The sequence below is a fragment of the Candidatus Nitronauta litoralis genome (genome assembly GCA_015698285.1).
GTDB classification, from domain to species: Bacteria; Nitrospinota; Nitrospinia; order Nitrospinales; family Nitrospinaceae; genus Nitronauta; species Nitronauta litoralis.
The window spans coordinates 2,601,057-2,618,994 of record CP048685.1 but is presented as its reverse complement, the minus strand read 5'-3'; the positions used below and the strand labels follow the sequence as shown (position 1 = coordinate 2,618,994).

Below are 17,938 nucleotides of genomic sequence, written 5' to 3'. Positions count from 1 at the left end.
AAGCAGTGCCTTTTGAGCTCAAATGGGCACTCCTAAATTTTTCAACACGTTGGGATTTCTAATGGCAAAAGGCGAAAAAGCAATCGGGCTTGATATCGGGTCGACTGCCATCAAGGTGGTTGAGGTCAAACCCAAGGGTGATGGCTTCCAGATCATCAAGTTTGCCCACCGTCCCATTCCGCCGGAAATCCAGGAGAACGATGCCAAAATCACGGACCTGATCCGCGACCTGTTCCAAAGCAGCGGCATCAAGAACAAAAAAGTCTACCTCGCCGTCAGCGGCTCGAACGTCGCCATCCGTCGCACCACCCTTCCGAAAATGCCGGTCGCTGAACTTCCTGAGGCTATCAAGTGGGATGCCCAGGAAGAAGTCATGTTTCCGCTCGACAATGCGGAGGTCGATTATTACATCACCGGAGAAAAAATGGAGGCCGGCAGCCCTTTCCTCGAAATGGTGACGGTGATTGCAGAGGGTGAATTCATTCGACGGCAGGTCCACCTCGTCAAAAATGCAGGGCTCCATCTACTCGGCATCAATGCCTTTCCACTGGCCCTGATGGCCTACGACAACACCTTATCGCAAACCAACGAGGGCGGCGAGGTCACAGGTTATATCGATATGGGTGCAGAACGTACCCGGATCTACTTTGCTGCAGGCAGCGACCTCCTGTTCTTTCGCGAAATCCCGAGTGGCGGGCAGAACGTCACCGAAGCGTTGATGCAGCCTTTTGAAGACATAGAAGGTCGACGCATTGTTGTTGAAGAAAGCCGGGCGATCGAAATTAAAATGGAACACGGTTTGCCTGAGGAAGGAGCTACAGGCGGTACGTCCGAAGGGATCACCTTCGACGAACTGTTCGATCGCATACTGCCCGTGCTCAACAAACAGGCAGAAGAACTTTACCGGTCGGTTGAATATTTCAAAAACATGTTCAAACGCGACGACATCTCGCGTCTCACGGTATCCGGCGGCGCAGGAGGCCTGAAAGGATTTTACCGGTTCCTGTCGGAAATGCTGGAACTGCGAATCGAACAGTTCAACCCCCTTATTCAGTCCAATCCTCCGGTTACTGGAGTTTCTGAAGAAGAAGCCCAGATGATCGGACCCAGCCTGACAGCAGCTACCGGACTGGGTCTCGGGGCGTGTGACAAAATCAACCTGCTGCCTGAAGAATTCAGACCTTCAATAAAAAAGGACCTGATCAAGCTTGCGCGTGTGGCGATCGTCCCGTTGATCCTGATCGGACTTGTGTTGTTCACCGGCCAGATGCGCAGCAAGGTCGAAGATCGCGAAGCAACCCTGCAATCGGCCCGACAGCAATTATCCCAGCTACAGCAATCGCTTTCCCAACTGGAAGCCCCCAAGCAGGAACTGGCCCGGCTCGAGGCGCAAAAAATGAACCTGCAAACCAGAATAGGCGAAATGCCTCTTGGTTCTGAAAAGGGGATCGACTTCCCCAAAATATTCAAAGAGCTGGCCCGACGAATGCCATCCAATGCCTCCCTCGAAAAGGTAAGCTACCTTCCTGCATTTTATGAAGGCAACAATGAGGATGAGGAAGATGAAAATTCCAGCGACCTTTCCCTGCTGAATATGGAAGGGCAGGTGTTTGGTGATGAAGTTAAATCCCTGGACACTTTGGAAAAACTGATGGCCCGACTGGAGAAATCGTTCCTGTTTTCCAGGATTCAACTTGTGGAAACGGTCGAGCTGGATGGCAGTCTTTACTCCCAGGAAGGGTTAAGGTTCAAGTTGATTGGATTCCCCGCAGAACGCGGCCAGGAAATGCCTTTATAAAGTTAACGGTTTTGGAGAATTACATTGGCAAGTGCTCTTGATAAATTAAGCACCCGGGAACGCCTCATCCTTGCACTGGTCGCAGTGGTCGTGGTGGGTGTCGGTTATCTGAATTTTGTATACGATCCATTGACTAAAAAACTCAAGACGATCGATAACCAGATCGCACAGGTACAGGGTGAAATTGGCAGTTTTCAACAGGCGATATCCGGGTTACGCAGGCAGAATATTCAGCAAAAGATCCAGATGGCCCGGGGAGAAATTGTCCGTATCCAGGATGAAATGCAGTTTTTCCAGACCCGTATGTCCGGTCAAGTACAGGATGTGATTGGCGTACTTAAACGCCAGGCGGCATTGCACGGAATCAGATTGAAATCAATCAACAGCGAGGAAAGCCCGGCGGGGGGTCCCAATCTCCAATACCGGAAGGTTGAGATCAGCCTCAAGATGGAATCAGGGTACCCGGGAATAGGAAACTTCATCCAGGCACTCGAAGAAGTCCCAGCGATCATTGCCGTTGAAAACCTGGAAGTGGTGCGGGAACCTAAAACGCTGCCGCGCTTAAAAACCAGCTTAACTCTCAGGCTATTTGTTATCTAACCCAACATGATGAAAATACAATTTAAAATTTCAAATCTTTTTCTGGTCGCAGCAATGGGAGCCGTTTGCATCTGCCCTTCTGCCTGGGCCGATAAAGGCCGCACCAACCCTTTTGAACTGCCTTCTGGAGTCACTTACAAAGGTCGGCAACTGCCTTCGGTAAGCGACCTGGACCTGCAGGCCGTTGTTGAAGGAAAAACCCGACGGGTGGCAACCATCAACAACCGGAATTATCTGGTTGGAGACATGGTAAAAGGCCGGGAAATTATCCAGATTGCCCCCAATCACGTGGTCCTGGCCGAGGGCTCTGAGTACGTCAAGTTAAACCTCAGACGCAAACCGTTTTCCATCCGTGTCACCCCCGCAACATCCCGGTAGTTTTTAATACGACCCCACCGAAAACACCCTCAGCCTACCCCTCCCCAAAAAGCTCATAACCTATTATTTTTCAAAGATATTTTTGGACATAAGTTGCCTTTTGATGTAGTATAATTTAGTTAAATTAATATAAATTAAGTATGAAATCGGCTAAATGACAACTAGGATCAAAAATCTTCCTCTGTTGCTGGTCCTGTTTCTGGGATTGTCTTCCTGTTCCACCCTGAAGAGCGCAGAGACTGTTACCCAGCCACAGCCACTTGAATCGGCCAAAGCCAAGCCTCCTGCCAAGCAGCGCCCGAAGTTTGTAGGACCGGGCGGCGACAGCCGTGAATTGTTGATGCCGCAAACGGATTTCGTTCCGGGCCAGGAACCGGTTTCCCCAATTATTGAAGATGCTGCCACTGCAGAAAAAAAACCGGTAGAACGTAAAGGTCCGCTCTTTTCTTTGTCAGCCCAGGATGTAGAAATTAAAACGGTCCTGCTTGCCCTGGCCAAGGAAATCAAACAAAACATTATCATCGAGCCGGGTGTTTCAAGAAAAGTAACCGTAGATCTTAAAGATGTCACTTTGCCCGAAGCCCTGGACAATCTGCTTCTCCCCCATCGATTGAAATGGACCCTGGAAGGGGACTTCATCCATGTGGTCCCGCAAAAAATGGAAACCCGGTTGTTCCAGATGAATTACATCATCACCCGTCGACAGGGTGTGAGCAACCTCCAGGCCACGAGTGGTCAGGGAACGGCCAGCACCACTTCCATAGGTGTCTCTGGTGGCGGAGCAGGCAACCTCAATACAGGCACTGCTGGAGCCGGTGTGGGTGGCGGATCTGGAACCGGTTCCGGCCGAACTTTCAACAACCTGTTCACCTCGGAAGAAACCGACCTTTGGCGAGAAATCTTTTTTGGTCTGAAACGCCTGGTGACCGATGCTGAGACCCAGGGAGATCGTCCCGACATCACTCAGCAAGGTGCATCCGGCGGACTCGGAGCTTCTACAGGAATCGGTGGGGTCGCACAAAGTCAGGACTCAGAAACCGGCAGCGAACTTGATACCGCCGATTCATCCGACGACACCACGACAACAGAACCCAAGGAAAAAGGGTTCTTCACGATCAACCGGCAGGCCGGGATCATCGTGGTCAAGGATTTCCCGGATGTTCTGATCAAGATCGCGGAATTTCTGGAAGCCGTGGAAGGTTCGGCGCAGCGTCAGGTATTCATCCTGGCCAAAATTCTGGAAGTCAATCTGCGTGACGAATTCAAACTGGGAATCGACTGGAGTCTTGTTTCCCCGGTCAATATTCTGCATGACAACGAACCAGGAGTAAATCAACAGTTCGGGGATGTATTCAATCTGGCCAAAACAGCATCCAGTCCACTTGGAACTTTTATCCAGGGCTCGGCTGGTTTTTTCTACGGACTCAGCAACACCCAGCTCAACATCATGATCGATGCGCTCGGGCAGCAGGGTAATGTCAGTGTTCTTTCCAGTCCCAAGATCGCGACCCTCAACAACCAACGGGCGGTGATCAAGGTGGGTACGGAAGACGTGTTTTTCATCCCGCAAGTCGTAACGGCATCCGAAACCGGGACCCAGACAACCACCTTTATTCCTTCATCGCTGACCATCGGAATCGTTCTCGATGTATTGCCGCAAATCAACGAAAACGGCCAGGTGATGATGAACATCAACACCAGCATTTCAGAAAAGTCCGGTGACCGTGTTGCTCCTGATGGACGCACCAGTATCCCGGTCCTGGATGTGCGCGAATCCAACAATGTGGTGCTGGCCCAATCCGGACAGACCATCGTCATTGGCGGGTTGATGAAAAACCGAAAATCCAAAAACCAGAATGAAGTTCCTCTATTAGGTGAAATTCCCATTGTTGGGCGGTTGTTCCAACATGAAGAGGACATTGATGCGAAAACGGAGCTGGTCATCATGCTCACCCCCCAGGTGATGGCAGGCAAAGCGATAGACGAAAAGCTGCAGCAGGAAGAAAAACGACTACAGAATTTTGTGCTCCCAAAGGGTTGATCTCTAGATCACCAGAGCATAACTATCTTTACGGACAACTATGTACGAAGCCTTTTACAATTTCCGGGAAAAACCGTTTAACCTGACCCCGGACCCGAAATATTTATACTTCAGCAAACACCATCAGGGTGCCATGGACCACATGCTCTACGGTATTCGGGAGCGTGAAGGTTTTATCGTCATCCTCGGAGGCATTGGAGCAGGAAAAACCACTTTAAGCCGGTGCCTGCTCAATCGGCTGGACAAAAATATTCAGGTAGCTCTCATAGTAAACCCGATGCTTTCCGATGTAGACCTGCTTCGCACTCTGGTCCACGATTTACGGATCACTCCGAAACTGGAAATGGCTGCGGCGGCTTCCCGGCCCCGTAGGATCGATGATGGAGACGAGGCAAAGGATAAAGACATTGAAGTAACTTCCGATGAAACTCCACAGGTAGTTAGCAACTGGGTCAACCGCGCCACCAAAAAAGAATTACTCGATGCACTCAATGAGTTCCTGCTGGATCAGCACGCCAAAGGCGGCTCGACAGTAATCATTATTGATGAAGCACAGAATCTTTCTCTGGATATTATGGAAGAATTGCGATTGCTGTCCAATCTGGAGACTGAAAAAGAAAAGCTGTTACAGATAATTTTCGTCGGTCAAAAGGAGTTGGAAGAGAAACTCAAATCTCCGGAATTAAAACAACTCCGACAACGAATTTCTATCCAGTATGAACTGCAGCCCTTATCCCTTGAAGAAACCAGAAACTATATAGACCACCGCATTCTGATCGCCTGTGGAACCGCCCGTACCACATTTAGCAACGGTGCCCTTAAGGAAATACACAACTACTCAAAAGGTTACCCACGTTTGATTAATCTGGTATGTGATCGGGCACTGCTCGGGGGATTCAATGCCAAAGTCGACCGGATTGAAGCGAAGCATGTTCGCAAGGGTATCCGCAGCCTGCTGGGTGAAGAGGGAAAAGAGTTTTTCCTCAAACGGTTTTTCAAAGAACGTCTTCCAGTGGCGGTCTCCATCCTGTTTTTCATTGCAGGTCTTGCCTTTTTTGTTGGAGGCGGAAAGGGTGGACTGCCACGACTGCAGCAATGGGTCCAGGCTAAATGGGAGCAAACGGTCAACGGCAAATCACTGATGACCACAACACCCGTAAAACAGACACCTGAGAAAATTTCTACAGCAGCTCCGATTTCTGCGCCGGCGTCAGACAAAGCAGAAAAGGGTGTTAACGAAAAAGAAACTATCGTAAAAGTTCCCGAACCGGAATCCCCTGTGATCTCAAAGGAAAAGCAACAAGTGTCGGTACTGACCCCCAATAGTGAAGGTGGTTACTATCGGATTCAAGTTCATTCCTCGAAAAAGAAAAAGGACGCGGAAGCGCTGATCGCAGAGCTTGGCAGGGAAGGCTACAAGTCTTTCCTCAAAGAAGTCCGGTCTACCGGCAAACCCTGGTATGTGGTTTATGTAGGGCCATACGAGGCTTTGGACAAGGCCCGCATTCACCTCAATGCTTTGAAGTTTTCAGGACGCTCCCCGATCCTCCTTTCTATCAGCAGATCCGGATAACAGGAGGGTTACCTTGAGTTTGATTTCCGAAAGTCTCAAAAGGGCCCACGACGATCGTAGCCAGGCTGAATCCCGACCTGCGTTTAACCTGGTCGATTCCCAACCTTCTGCAGTCTCCGAAAATCCTTCAATTTTCAGATTGTCTTTGTGGATTACAATACCAACCCTGGCTTTAGCTGGATTGGTAACCTTTGTTTTCAACACACAGGACACAAAACAGGTCGCCAGAGTCACGCCACACCAGGTATCAGCGCCAGCATCTTCTTCAGAAGCCTCACCCGTTAATTCCATTTCAAAAAAACCCGTCCCGGTTGTCGTAAATCCTTCGCAACCTGAACGTGTGGAAGTCAAAAAACCTGAACCGGCTAAAAAACCGGTAAAGAAAAAAGCAGTTTCCCTTTCTCCAGTCGCCCCGAAAAAAATTGAGAAAAAACCTGTGTCCACGGTAAAGCCATCCCGGAAAAACAGGGTATCCAAAAACTCGAAGGCATTGGGAAAACCTGAAAAGAAAACGGGGAAAGTAAAAGTTTCCCTCACACCCAAAAAGACGCCGGTTAAAAAGGCGGTGGTCGCCTCGCTTCCAAACAATAATTCCTCCGCTTCCAAAAATGCGAAGCAATCTTCCGAATCAAATGTTAACAAGAAGAAAACCGGAGAATTGGGCACCCAGGCCCCGGCTGAAAAGGATTCGGAGTTTTTCTTTAAAATGGGTGTGTTTTATCAACGCACCAAGGATCCTATCGAGGCGCTTGATTATTACAACAAGGCATTACAACTGGACCCGACAAATGCAGAAATTTATAATAACCGGAGCCTCATTTACAAAGAACTCGGTAAATTTGACAAGGCGGTCACAGGATTCCTGAAAGCAATTCACTTTGATCCAAAATACGTAAAGGCTTATAACAACATTGGATTGATCTACTTTCTAAAGGATAACCCTGCGGCGGCCATCGCCAGCTTTCAAAAAGCCATTGAAATCGATCCAGGAAACCTCGAGAGCTACAACAACCTTGCAAGCGTGTACAAGAAGCAGGATAATCCTTTCAAGGCACGTGAACTGTACCAGTCGATTCTAAGAATGAATCCTGGTCAAATCGAAGCGCACTACAATCTGGCTCTTCTCTATGAACAGGAAGGCGACTACCCCAACGCCATTACCCATTATTCCCGGTTTGTTGAACTGGGTGCCTCCCTGCGACCAAAACTTGCCAGCAAAGTCAAAGCCCACCTCAAACTTCTGCAATAAACATATTTCTATAACTCACGTCTTTCAATGCATTGAGGTAATCCGTGGGTGATTATTTTAAAAAAAGTTTTTTGGCCGGGCTGCTTGTCACAGTTCCGCTTGCGCTCACCTATCTTCTTTTTTCATTCCTGATACGAAAGCTCGATCATTTAGTAGCGCCACTGGTGCGCGAAATCATTCTCAAAACGGGTGCCCCCTTGCCGGAAGACTTCCATCTTCCCGGGCTGGGTTTCTTCATCACCTGCCTGTTAATGTGTTTGGTTGGGGTATTCGCAAAAAACTATATTGGAATCAAAGTTGTCCGTCGGGGTCAGGAACTACTGCAATCGATACCCTTTGTTAAACCTGTCTACACCACCATCAAACAGGTAGTCGATTCCATTTCAAAAGTAGACAAACGGGTTTTTGAACGCATGGTAATGCTGCGGTATCCGCACTTATCCACTTATGTCATGGGTCTGGCGGCCTGTGATTCCTCAGGGGAGGTCTTGCTTCGCACGGGTGAAAATTCTGTAAACGTATTTGTTCCCATGCTCCCCAATGTAACGCTCGGCTGGTTACTGGTGGTACCGCGCGATCAGGTCACGGTACTGAAGATGAGCCGGGAAGAAGGCATCAAAATGCTTTTGTCCTTTGGAATTTTCGAAGCTGGGGGTTCAAAAAAGGGGAACGCCTCTATTCGGAAAGAAGAAGGTTAATTGGCTTGGGGGTTATCGTCCAGGAGTTTACCTGCAATCCTTTCGCTGATTCGCTTGGCCACTTTTGTATCCATTTTACCAAGCACAGAACCTGCGGTTTTACTTTTCATGCGTGACACAATCTGAATCGCCACTCCCTCATCCAGTTTTTCCAACAAACGGGCAGCCTCTGCTGATTTCATTGCCGAATAAACCTTAACCAGATTGTTTACATTTTTGTCGATCAGGTCGCGCTTGATACCCACCTGCTCTTCGCTTCTGGCTAAAGCTTTCTCAATTTTGGCCAGGTCTCCATTGATCTTTGCCTCCAGTGCCTGAAGGTTTTTCTCGCGTAATGCCATTTCATTTTCACGTTGTTTCAAGTCCCGGTTTTTTCGTTCGATCATTTCCATCATGCGGAGAGTTTCCGGGTTAATACCAGCAGGCTCGGGTGGTAGCTCGGGTTTTTCCTCCGGTATGGAAGGCTCTGGTGTATTTCCATTTTCGTCAAACACAGGAGGTTCCCGGTTTTCAAGATCCACGGGAGGTTCAGTCAGCTTGGTTTGGGCCCACACATCACCATGAAATATTGGGATGAAACTGGTGAAGGACATGGTTATGAACAAGGCTCCAATCAAAATCAAGTTCAGGCGTATCATAGATAATCCCTCATGCGACGGGTACTGGCGATTTCATCCATTTCTGCCATCTCACGCTTTTGCATTTCCCTTTTTACTTCAAACTGATGCCTCTCTTCCAGGATTTCCAGGATTCTCCGTTTTTTGACTGCCTCGTTCAACTCTTCTCGTTTAGAATCTGCTCGCTCTTCAACCTCTGAAATAACCTGGGCTTGTTTTGCATTATTAACCTGGCTTCCTCTAAAAAAATCGTGGTACACCCCAAGTAAATTCTGGTCAGGATTTACGGCGATCCGCCGGTTAAACTCCTCCCGGCTTTGAGCGGTGATATTCTGAAGGCTCGCGAGCTTATCTTTTTGTCTGACAAGATGGGTATTTATATTGCCCATTTCCCGTTGCAGCATATTCTCCTGGTTTTTCCGGAGCCTCAAAAGGGACTCAAATCGAAATCGCATGTTAATTCTCCAGAATCTGCTTTAATCGGGCGATAGATTCACTTAACGGCCGAGCTTCCAGCATTCCCTGCTGCAAATATTGATTAAATGAATTGATTTTTTCTATTGCGAGGTCGATTTTAGGATTACTACCCCGTGCATACGCCCCAATATTGATCAGGTCTTCTGCTTCTTTATAGGTCGCAAGGATATCCTTAAAACGCATGGACAATTGATAATGCTCTTTAGACACCACATCAATCATCAAGCGACTGATGCTCTGTAGAACATCAATGGCCGGGTAATGGTTGTGAGTGGCAAGTTTTCGCGACAAAACAATATGACCATCGAGTATGGCGCGAACTGCATCCGATACCGGCTCATTAATGTCATCACCTTCCACCAAAACCGTGTACATTCCTGTAATACTGCCCTGTCCTTCTACATTACCAGCACGTTCCAACAAGCGGGGCAGGAGTGAGAAAACTGAAGGCGTATAGCCGCGCGTAGTGGGTGGTTCACCGACTGACAAACCAATTTCCCGTTGTGCAAAAGCGAGACGGGTGACCGAATCCATCATCAACATGACATCCTGGCCCTGATCGCGAAAATATTCTGCTATGGTGGTGGCAATGTAAGCCCCTCGCAGCCTGGCCAATGGTGGTTGATCTGCAGCAGCCGCAATCACAACAGATTTCGCAAGCCCCTCCGGCCCCAGGTTTTCCTCTACGAATTCTTTAACTTCCCGGCCCCTTTCACCGATCAGCGCGATTACATTAATGCTTGCTTCTGTATTGCGGGCCATCATTCCAAGTAAAACTGATTTACCTACCCCGGTTCCGGCCATGATTCCAATACGCTGGCCTTTTGCACAGGTAAGCAGACCATTGATGGACTGAATTCCAACATCCAGAGGTTTTGTAATACGGGCACGGTTAAGTGGATTCAGGCTTTTTCCCTGCAGGGGATATTTGATCCCAGAGGGCAGTGGGCCCTTTTCGTCAAGAGGCTGACCAACTCCATCGATGATTCGTCCCAGCAACTCTGGGCCTACCTCAAATGTCGGGGTTTCTTCCCGGGATTCGATCACACTGCCAGGCTCTATCCCGGTTGAATGAGACAGTCCCATAAGAAATACTTTTTTATCACGGAATCCCACCACTTCGGCTTCAGTCACCGCGCTGCCGTCATTCGAGTACAGGGTGCAAGTGGTTCCAATGGGAACGGCGGGACCATCACCTTCGATGATCAAGCCTGTCACACGGTTGACCCGGCCACGTTTCGTCACCAGCGGCAAGTGCTCAATAAATGTTTTATATTTGGACAGATCGATGGTTTGATCCATGGCTCACTCGCTTTCCGATTTATCGTCGAGATCTTCAGACTCCGGTCCGGAGGCTTCCCACGGAAAATTAGGATTCTCGCTTTCTTTCGAAGATGGTTTTTCTTCTCTATGCTCAGGAGGCGCTATACCAAGAATTCGATCAATTTGATCATTGAGGTTGCTCACCTGGGCATCAACTGTTCCAAAATTGGTCTCTATCAAGCAACCACCGCGTTCTATTGAAGGTTGCCCTTCAATAGTAATATTTTTTATTTCGTCGAACAGGTGATGTAACTCCGGGCGATAGGTCTCGGCATGAATCTGATCTCCCGGATTAACTTTTATTATCATATTTTCCCGATCGAGGACGGTCTGCACTGCCAATCGAATGACATCTTGAATTGAATCTTCACGAGTAGTGAGCTCGGCATGAATCACTTTTTTGGTCAATTGCACGATCATTTCAATCATTTCCCGTTCAACCTTGGCATACATCATTTGCCGGAACTCGGATAACTCCCGAACCAGTTCTTCCAGGGTTTTTAAAAAAGGAGTGAATTCGTCACGCGCAAACTTTTCTCCAGACTCGAAACCGGCTTTTTCGCCAGCGGCAAAGCCTTCTCCCTGGGCCTCAGCTTTTATCTTTTCAGCCTGAGCCTTCAGGCGATCCATGGCATCCTTAAATATCTCCTGGACACCTACTCTGGCTTTATCCACATTGGTGGGATCAAAGTTTCTCTGCGTTTCATTATCGAAGCTGAAAGTTTTTTTTTCGACTGAAGGGGGTTCGGAGGAAGCGTTAAAATCTTCCGGTTGAAATTCCTGCTGAAACCCGCTTTCCTGGGATTCAGGGGAAGATTCTTCGGAAGTGAAAAATTGCGGAGTAAACCTATCCATATTGACTAAACCAGCTCTTCGCCAGCCCCTCCAATAACCAGCTTTCCTTCTTCTTCAAGCCGTTTACACGTAGACACAATTTTCTGCTGTGCTTTTTCGACTTCGCTGATTTTGGTTGGTCCAAGAGATTCGAGGTCCTCTCTTAACATGGTTGCAGCGCGTTCCGACATATTTGAAAAGATTTTTTCCTGGAGATCCTCACTCGCCGTTTTCAATGACACAAGCAAATCTTCCTGGTTTATTTCCTTAAGAACCAGTTGTAATCCGTGGTCGTCAATTTTCAACAGATCCTCATAGGTGAACCTGAGGTTTCGGATCTCATTGGCAAGATCAGGGTCGATTTCGTCCATGGCAGTAAGGATAGCGGACTCCGCTGCCCGGTCGAGGGAACCCATAACCTGGGCCGCCGAGGCCACCCCGCCAAGTTTACTTCCAGAAACCGCACCTGAGGTCCGGAATTCCGATTGTAGTGCTTCATCGAGCTCTCTTATAACCTGAGGGGACACGCGCTCCAATGTTGCGAGGCGGTGAATGATTTCCATCCGGGTTTCTTCGGGAAGCTCCCGCAACGTCGCACTGGCCACACTGGCCTCGAGATGCGCCATCACAATCGCTGATGTCTGCGGATGTTCATTTTCCAGAAATGAGGCGATAATCCTTGGCTCGAGCATACGAACTGTCTCGAGGCCACCCCCAAGGTCTTCACCGGGAGTGGTGATGTTGTTCAGAATTTCAGTCGCTTTTGCAGGGTCCATGGCTTGCATGAGAGTGCTTTTCAAGAAGTCGAGTCCCGGGATACCCAGTCCTCCGGAACCTGTTTCAACTGCGGTATAAAACTCCTTGGTGACCTGATCCAGAACCGACATGTCAATGTCGGACAAGGCAGACATGTAGTTTCCGACAGTCTGGATTTCTCGGTCTTCCATCTGCGCCATAATTTTTGCGGCAGCTTCCTCACCCAATGCCATCAAAAAGATGGCTACTTTTTCCGGTCCGGTAAATTTTCGGGTCGACATACTGAAGGTCCCTTAAAGATCAGGCTCGCTCACGAAGCCATTTTCGCAGGACACCTGCGGCGTATTTCGGATCATTGTCCACAAAATCATTCACGGCTTTGCGAACTTCAAGGTTTTGCTGAGTCATTCTTGCAAGCCGCTTTTCTTCTTCGGCGGCTTCGATTTCTTCCGGTGTCGGCAAGTGCGAATCTTCTTCCACAACTTCAACGCTGGTTGTTACCCAGTTGACCAGCGGGCGGATTACCCTAAACAGGAAGAATAAAACTATTATAGCAACAAACAGGTATTTACCAATCTCAACACCCTGATGGATCAGTTCTTCCTGCTCCAGTTGGGCAGCCTGCTCCAGTTCCAGGGTACGGTCAAATTCCACATTTTCAAGCTTTATGAGATCGCCGCGTTTTTCGTCATAACCCACAGCTGATTTTACAATAGCCTCCAGTTGAGACATTTCTTCCGGCGTTCTGGGTTGATAGGCTGGAGGATCTCCCGCCATCTGCCCATCCACCATAACGGCTACCGAAAGTTTTCTTACGGAACCAGTCGGCTGGGTGGTGTGCTTGACGACCTTATTGATTTCATAATTAAAAGTCGTTTTTTCATTATTCCGCTTAGCCGGTTGCCCAAGGCCCTCTCCAGCCTGCCCATCTGCGCCAGGAAGGAGAGACTCGACCCCCGGAGTTCCTCCAGGCGGAACTGCACCCGTTACGGATTCATTACTGGCTTGTTCGCTACGCACCACCTGGGAATCGGGATCAAAAATCTCCTCCGTTTTTTCAACCTTGTCAAAATTCAGGTCGGCGGTCACTCTGGCGATGACCTTGTCAGGTCCCAGAGCATCTTCCAGCATACGAATGATACTTTGCTCAAGTTGTTGTTCGACCCGGCGTTTGTGCTTGTAGTTGGTAGCGGTCAGGATCGCCCCTTCGGCAGCTCCCTGCGAACCCGAAAGGATGTTGCCCTTGAAATCGACCAGCACAACATTTTTGGTGTCCACACCTTCAACGCTACTCGACACTAAATGGACAATTCCCTGAACCTGGGATTCCGTTAAGGAGCGACCCGCCCGTAATTTAAGCATGACCGAGGCTTTCCCTTTTTTTTGCTCCTTTATAAAAACATCATCTTTCGGAATAACCAGATGAACCCTTGCCATGTCGACAATATCCAGAGTGGTGATCGTCCGTGCAAGTTCTCCCTGCAAGGCTCGTTGAAAATTTAGTTTTTGAATAAATTCGGTCATACCCAACGGCATTTCTTCAAACAACTCCAACCCGACCTCATTTCCTTTTGGAAGACCCTGGCTTGCCAGCTTAAGACGGAGTTCGTGAACCATGTGAGATGGCACGTGAATGGAAGTCCCGTTGTGCGTTAATTGAGGTTCAATATTTTGAGTTTTTAATTGTTCAAAGATAGTGCCTGCATCTTCTTCTGAAAGATTGGCATAGAGTAGTTGATAGTCAGGCTCCTGCAACCACAGCGCCATCGCCATAAAGGACCCCATGATGAGCGCCACGAGACCCAGCGCGACCGCCTTATTGGTCGGGGTTAACTCCTGGAAACGCTGCCCCAGGCCTTGAAAGAATTGCAGAATTTTTTCCATAATCTATTTGCGAGTCAATTAATAAAAAGTTTTAGAAAATGCTACCTTCCAAGTTCAATAGCTCGTTGAGCCATTGCTTTAGCTGTATTTATCGATTGAACATTCGCTTCAAATGATCGGGATGCATTGATCAAATCCACCATTTCCTTGACCATATTAACGTTGGGCATTTTGACGTAGCCGCGTTCGTCCGCATCGGGATGGTCCGGGTTGTAAACCAGAATAGGGTCCGACTGATCCTCAACAACTCCGGTAACCACAACTTCACGTAATTTATCCCCGACCTCATTTTTTAATACAGAAGCGAACTCGTTATCTACTGGCAAGGCGTTGATGACCACCTCTTTCCGACGATAAGGTCCCCCTTCCGGTGTCCGGGTGGTTTCAATATTCGCTAGGTTGCTGGAAATAACTTCCATCCGTTTGCGTTGAGCCGATAACCCGGAGGAACTGATTTTCATTGCTGTCAGGAAATCCATAGCCACCCTCTTCTTTCAGTCAAATTGAAAATGTCACTCACCCAACCTTCTAAACAACCTCTCCTATGACGAATGACAAGCAATACTTATGCCGGAAACAGGAAACCCATCTAACAGAACTCGTTAAACACGCCCAAAGACTTATTTTATAAAGGGTTGTTTCCAAAAGACTTGTATTGCGCTACTTTGGATATTTTTTAGCGCGATCCTGGAAAGTCACTTTTTTGACGTAAGGGCGGGAGATTTTTGGTCTCTTTTTCCTTCAGTCCAATATCCCAGGGAAAGGAATTTCCTAACAGAATTAAAATGAAATTTAAAATAACCTCAAAATATTTTTATTAAAAAGCAGTTCCATATTTTTCAAATAGTTGTAATAAAATGTACTTTTCGGGCGAAATAAAAATATTTCAAAAATAAAAACTCATATAAAAAAAGATTTTGATATCGATATAAATCCCATTACCTTAACTTCATAATTTCAATTCCTGTTTTTTTATTCATATGACGAATTTAACAACACAAGCATATCAGTCCCGCTGGCACAAATTAATGCTAATGCGACAAGCTGGTTTTTTTTATGAAAGAACCCAGAAGGGTGATTTTACTTTTGTCAGTCCTGAAGTCACCGACACGCTGGGCTGGACTCCCGAGCAATTCATTAATCAATGGTCTTCCTGGACTCCAATCCCCTCAAAAGAAACAGGAGGTCTTCATCGCCTTGGGCAGGAACTGGTCTTAGGGGACCTCAAAATCTATCGTTGCAAGATTCCCGGAAAATGTGGCCGTCTGTTCTGGTTCGAGATGGTCGAACAACGAAATGAATCTTCCGACGGCGACTCCGGCTTCATAGAGGGTTTTGCACGCAATATCAGTAATCAGTGCCGGGAAGAAGAACTGAATCGTTTGCAGGAAAACCAGCTTCGCCAAATCATGGATTTTGCCCCTATAGGAATATTTCAAACAGATCCTGATTTTAATCTGACTTACGCGAATACATATTGGAAAGTGATCACCCGGCATTCTCTTAAGGAAACTCTTGGAAAATCCTGGTTGCCACTGATCCATGAAGAAGACCGAGAGCAGTTTCTGGAAACATGGAAAAAAGATATGAAATACAACCAGGAGTGCTTTGTTCAGTGTCGGTTATGCCGACCCGACGGTGAATTCCGCTGGGTAGAGTTTCGAACCCGGTTGTTATTTCAGGATGGTGGACGCATTATTTTTGGAACTATTGAAGATATCACTTCGCACCGGGAAATGGCTCTCCAACTGGAGAAGCAGACCCAGGATCTGAAAAGGAGCAATCAGGATCTCGAGAATTTCGCCACTATCGCCTCCCATGATCTGAAAGAACCTCTGCGCAAAATCACCGCTTTCGGAAACCGGTTGATGACCTGCATCACCCAGAAAAACGATGAGCAGTCACTTTATTTTCTGGACCGGATTCAGATGGCAGGTGGACGAATGCAAAACCTTATTGACGATCTTCTGCAACTTTCCCAAATCACTATTGAATCACGACCCTTCACACCGGTTGACCTGGATGCCCTGTTAACAGAAGTCATCTCGGACCTGGAGTTGCTCATCAATCGATCCAATGCGATCATCAAACTGACCGCCCTACCCCGGCTGATGGCGGACGAGGCCCAGATGCGTCAATTGTTCTTGAACCTTCTGGGAAATGCCCTGAAATTTACCCGTGAGGGTATTCCCCCCGAAATCCAGGTTGACGCCGAAAAACAAGAGAATGGAGATTGGCTTTTTTCTATCAAGGACAATGGTATCGGTTTCGATATTACCAATCTGGAGCGTATCCTCAAACCCTTCGAAAGGCTCTACGGCAGGAGCGATTACGAAGGAAGCGGTATGGGCCTTGCCATATGTAACAAAATAGTCGAACGCCATAATGGCACACTTACGGCAAACAGCAAACCCGGCGAGGGAACCACCTTTTTCTTTACTTATCCCGGAAGAACATGACATCAATTCCTACATTTCAACAATCTTAAATCTCTCAACCTCCTCCATCTTTTCCAAGACAAGATTTCAACCATTTTTTCGGCCGGTGTGAGAGGGTTTATAAATATTAAAACCCCCATTAATTTATTTTGATCTCGGTTCTTTCGATCAGGTAAAATAAAGGTGCCTCAAACATTTGCCACTTACCACGGATGCATGGGCAAATACCCGGAATCTTTACACAGGTTTTGGGTCCTCCCAACCGTGACAGGCTCTATTAAGATCAGGCGGTTTGTTTCCGCTTCTGAATCTCGTCATCATAGTGAACCTTTATCCAGTAGTTCCTGGAAACTTCAGGCAGGAAAGGAAAATATTATGTTTAAGGAAAAACAAAAAGCTCTTGTTCTTGCACTTTCAATGCTAGCTGTATCTGGATGGGTAATTAGCCCGTTGAACGCCATTGCCGAGACCTCTGGCAGTTATGCCCACCCTGAAATTCCAGGTCCCGATGAGGGCAATCCCATGGATCGTGGGTTTCGGTTTGTCAATCCCCCTCCTGCTGAAGAGGGAAGCGTCACCAAGGACGAACCTTCGACCAAAACTGAAGGCAGTACGAAAAAGGGATACGGTCCCGGTGCCCACCCGAAAACAGACAAGGAAGGAAGTGGGTCTAAAAAATACAGCCACGGGCACGGCAAAGGATACGGACACAGCAAGGGCCATGGCAAGAGCTACGGAGGACATTCTCCCCATCATGCGAAAAAACATCATGGGAAAAAACATCATGGGAAAGAAGGAAGCGGCAAAGGCTATGAGCGCGGCCACAAAAAAGGATACGGACACAGTAAAGGCCACGGCAGCTATGGTGGGCATCACGGCAAGAAAGGTGGCAGCCATAGCGCTCATCGGGGTTCAGCTCATGGCGGACACGGCTATGGGGGGCACAAATCCAACCCATTCCGCCATATTTTGAAGTTTCGTGAAAAACTGGGCTTGACCTCGGAGCAAGTTAAGTCCATTATGCGCATGCGATTTAACTGGGAGAAGCAACGGATCAAACTTGGCGCTGATCTCATGATTGCTCACATGGAACTGGACCGCCTGGTTCACTCTGGTACAATTGATGAACCCCGGATGCACGAATTGGCAAAGCTGATCGGCGGGCTCAAAATGCAGAAGGTTCAGATCATGGTGGAAGCCAAGATATCACTGCTCAAGGCTCTTACGGAAGAGCAAAGGAAGAAAGTTGCGGGTGTACATTCGCAACATTAA

At 47.9% G+C, this 17,938-nt stretch carries 16 protein-coding genes; 9 read left to right on the top strand and 7 right to left on the bottom strand.

Annotation, left to right across the window (positions count from 1 at the left end):
• Nucleotides 1-22 precede the first annotated feature (22 nt).
• From pilM to G3M70_11890, 7 genes are all read left to right on the top strand, one after another.
• Entirely contained in the window at nucleotides 23-1,798 is a 1,776-nt protein-coding gene (pilM, locus tag G3M70_11920) for a type IV pilus assembly protein PilM (GenBank protein QPJ62538.1), read from the top strand.
• 24 nt (nucleotides 1,799-1,822) lie between these two features.
• Complete coding sequence (gene pilO / locus G3M70_11915) at nucleotides 1,823-2,398, top strand: type 4a pilus biogenesis protein PilO (protein QPJ62537.1); 576 nt, start codon at nucleotides 1,823-1,825, stop codon at nucleotides 2,396-2,398.
• Between the two features lie 6 nt (nucleotides 2,399-2,404).
• Nucleotides 2,405-2,776 (top strand): hypothetical protein, encoded by a 372-nt coding sequence (locus G3M70_11910; protein ID QPJ62536.1) that lies wholly within the window; start codon nucleotides 2,405-2,407, stop codon nucleotides 2,774-2,776.
• A 154-nt stretch (nucleotides 2,777-2,930) separates the two neighbouring features.
• The gene (locus G3M70_11905; protein QPJ62535.1) at nucleotides 2,931-4,817 is read left to right on the top strand and encodes a hypothetical protein; all 1,887 of its coding nucleotides are present in this window, start codon (nucleotides 2,931-2,933) and stop codon (nucleotides 4,815-4,817) included.
• A gap of 40 nt (nucleotides 4,818-4,857) precedes the next feature.
• Nucleotides 4,858-6,390, top strand: a complete 1,533-nt coding sequence (locus tag G3M70_11900) for an AAA family ATPase (protein QPJ62534.1) — start codon at nucleotides 4,858-4,860, stop codon at nucleotides 6,388-6,390.
• A gap of 13 nt (nucleotides 6,391-6,403) precedes the next feature.
• Nucleotides 6,404-7,639 (top strand): tetratricopeptide repeat protein, encoded by a 1,236-nt coding sequence (locus tag G3M70_11895; GenBank protein QPJ62533.1) that lies wholly within the window; start codon nucleotides 6,404-6,406, stop codon nucleotides 7,637-7,639.
• A 44-nt stretch (nucleotides 7,640-7,683) separates the two neighbouring features.
• Complete coding sequence (locus G3M70_11890; protein QPJ62532.1) at nucleotides 7,684-8,337, top strand: DUF502 domain-containing protein; 654 nt, start codon at nucleotides 7,684-7,686, stop codon at nucleotides 8,335-8,337.
• Here the strand turns inward: G3M70_11890 and G3M70_11885 are convergent.
• The 7 genes from G3M70_11885 to flgC are packed head-to-tail and all read right to left on the bottom strand — an operon-like array spanning nucleotide 8,334 to nucleotide 14,707.
• A complete protein-coding gene (locus G3M70_11885) occupies nucleotides 8,334-8,975 on the bottom strand; it encodes a hypothetical protein (protein ID QPJ62531.1) in 642 nt (213 codons plus the stop codon). The two genes, G3M70_11890 and G3M70_11885, sit on opposite strands and share 4 nt — an antisense overlap.
• A complete protein-coding gene (gene fliJ / locus G3M70_11880; protein ID QPJ62530.1) occupies nucleotides 8,972-9,409 on the bottom strand; it encodes a flagellar export protein FliJ in 438 nt (145 codons plus the stop codon). The genes G3M70_11885 and fliJ overlap by 4 nt, the downstream gene beginning before the upstream one ends.
• Before the next feature lies 1 nt (nucleotide 9,410).
• Nucleotides 9,411-10,733: a FliI/YscN family ATPase gene (locus G3M70_11875; protein QPJ62529.1), complete on the bottom strand. Its 1,323-nt coding sequence runs from the start codon at nucleotides 10,731-10,733 to the stop codon at nucleotides 9,411-9,413.
• Nucleotides 10,734-10,736: 3 nt separating this feature from the next.
• Nucleotides 10,737-11,609, bottom strand: a complete 873-nt coding sequence (locus G3M70_11870) for a hypothetical protein (protein ID QPJ62528.1) — start codon at nucleotides 11,607-11,609, stop codon at nucleotides 10,737-10,739.
• Between the two features lie 5 nt (nucleotides 11,610-11,614).
• Nucleotides 11,615-12,625, bottom strand: a complete 1,011-nt coding sequence (fliG, locus tag G3M70_11865; GenBank protein QPJ62527.1) for a flagellar motor switch protein FliG — start codon at nucleotides 12,623-12,625, stop codon at nucleotides 11,615-11,617.
• Between the two features lie 19 nt (nucleotides 12,626-12,644).
• Nucleotides 12,645-14,228, bottom strand: a complete 1,584-nt coding sequence (gene fliF / locus G3M70_11860; protein ID QPJ62526.1) for a flagellar M-ring protein FliF — start codon at nucleotides 14,226-14,228, stop codon at nucleotides 12,645-12,647.
• A 41-nt stretch (nucleotides 14,229-14,269) separates the two neighbouring features.
• Nucleotides 14,270-14,707, bottom strand: coding sequence for a flagellar basal body rod protein FlgC (gene flgC, locus G3M70_11855; GenBank protein QPJ62525.1), 438 nt, complete (start codon nucleotides 14,705-14,707; stop codon nucleotides 14,270-14,272).
• Between the two features lie 549 nt (nucleotides 14,708-15,256).
• On the opposite strand from flgC, the gene G3M70_11850 reads away from it, so the two are divergent.
• On the top strand, nucleotides 15,257-16,687 hold the full coding sequence (locus tag G3M70_11850; GenBank protein ID QPJ62524.1) for a PAS domain S-box protein: 1,431 nt from the start codon (nucleotides 15,257-15,259) through the stop codon (nucleotides 16,685-16,687).
• 354 nt (nucleotides 16,688-17,041) lie between these two features.
• On the top strand, nucleotides 17,042-17,938 hold the full coding sequence (locus G3M70_11845) for a hypothetical protein (GenBank protein QPJ62523.1): 897 nt from the start codon (nucleotides 17,042-17,044) through the stop codon (nucleotides 17,936-17,938).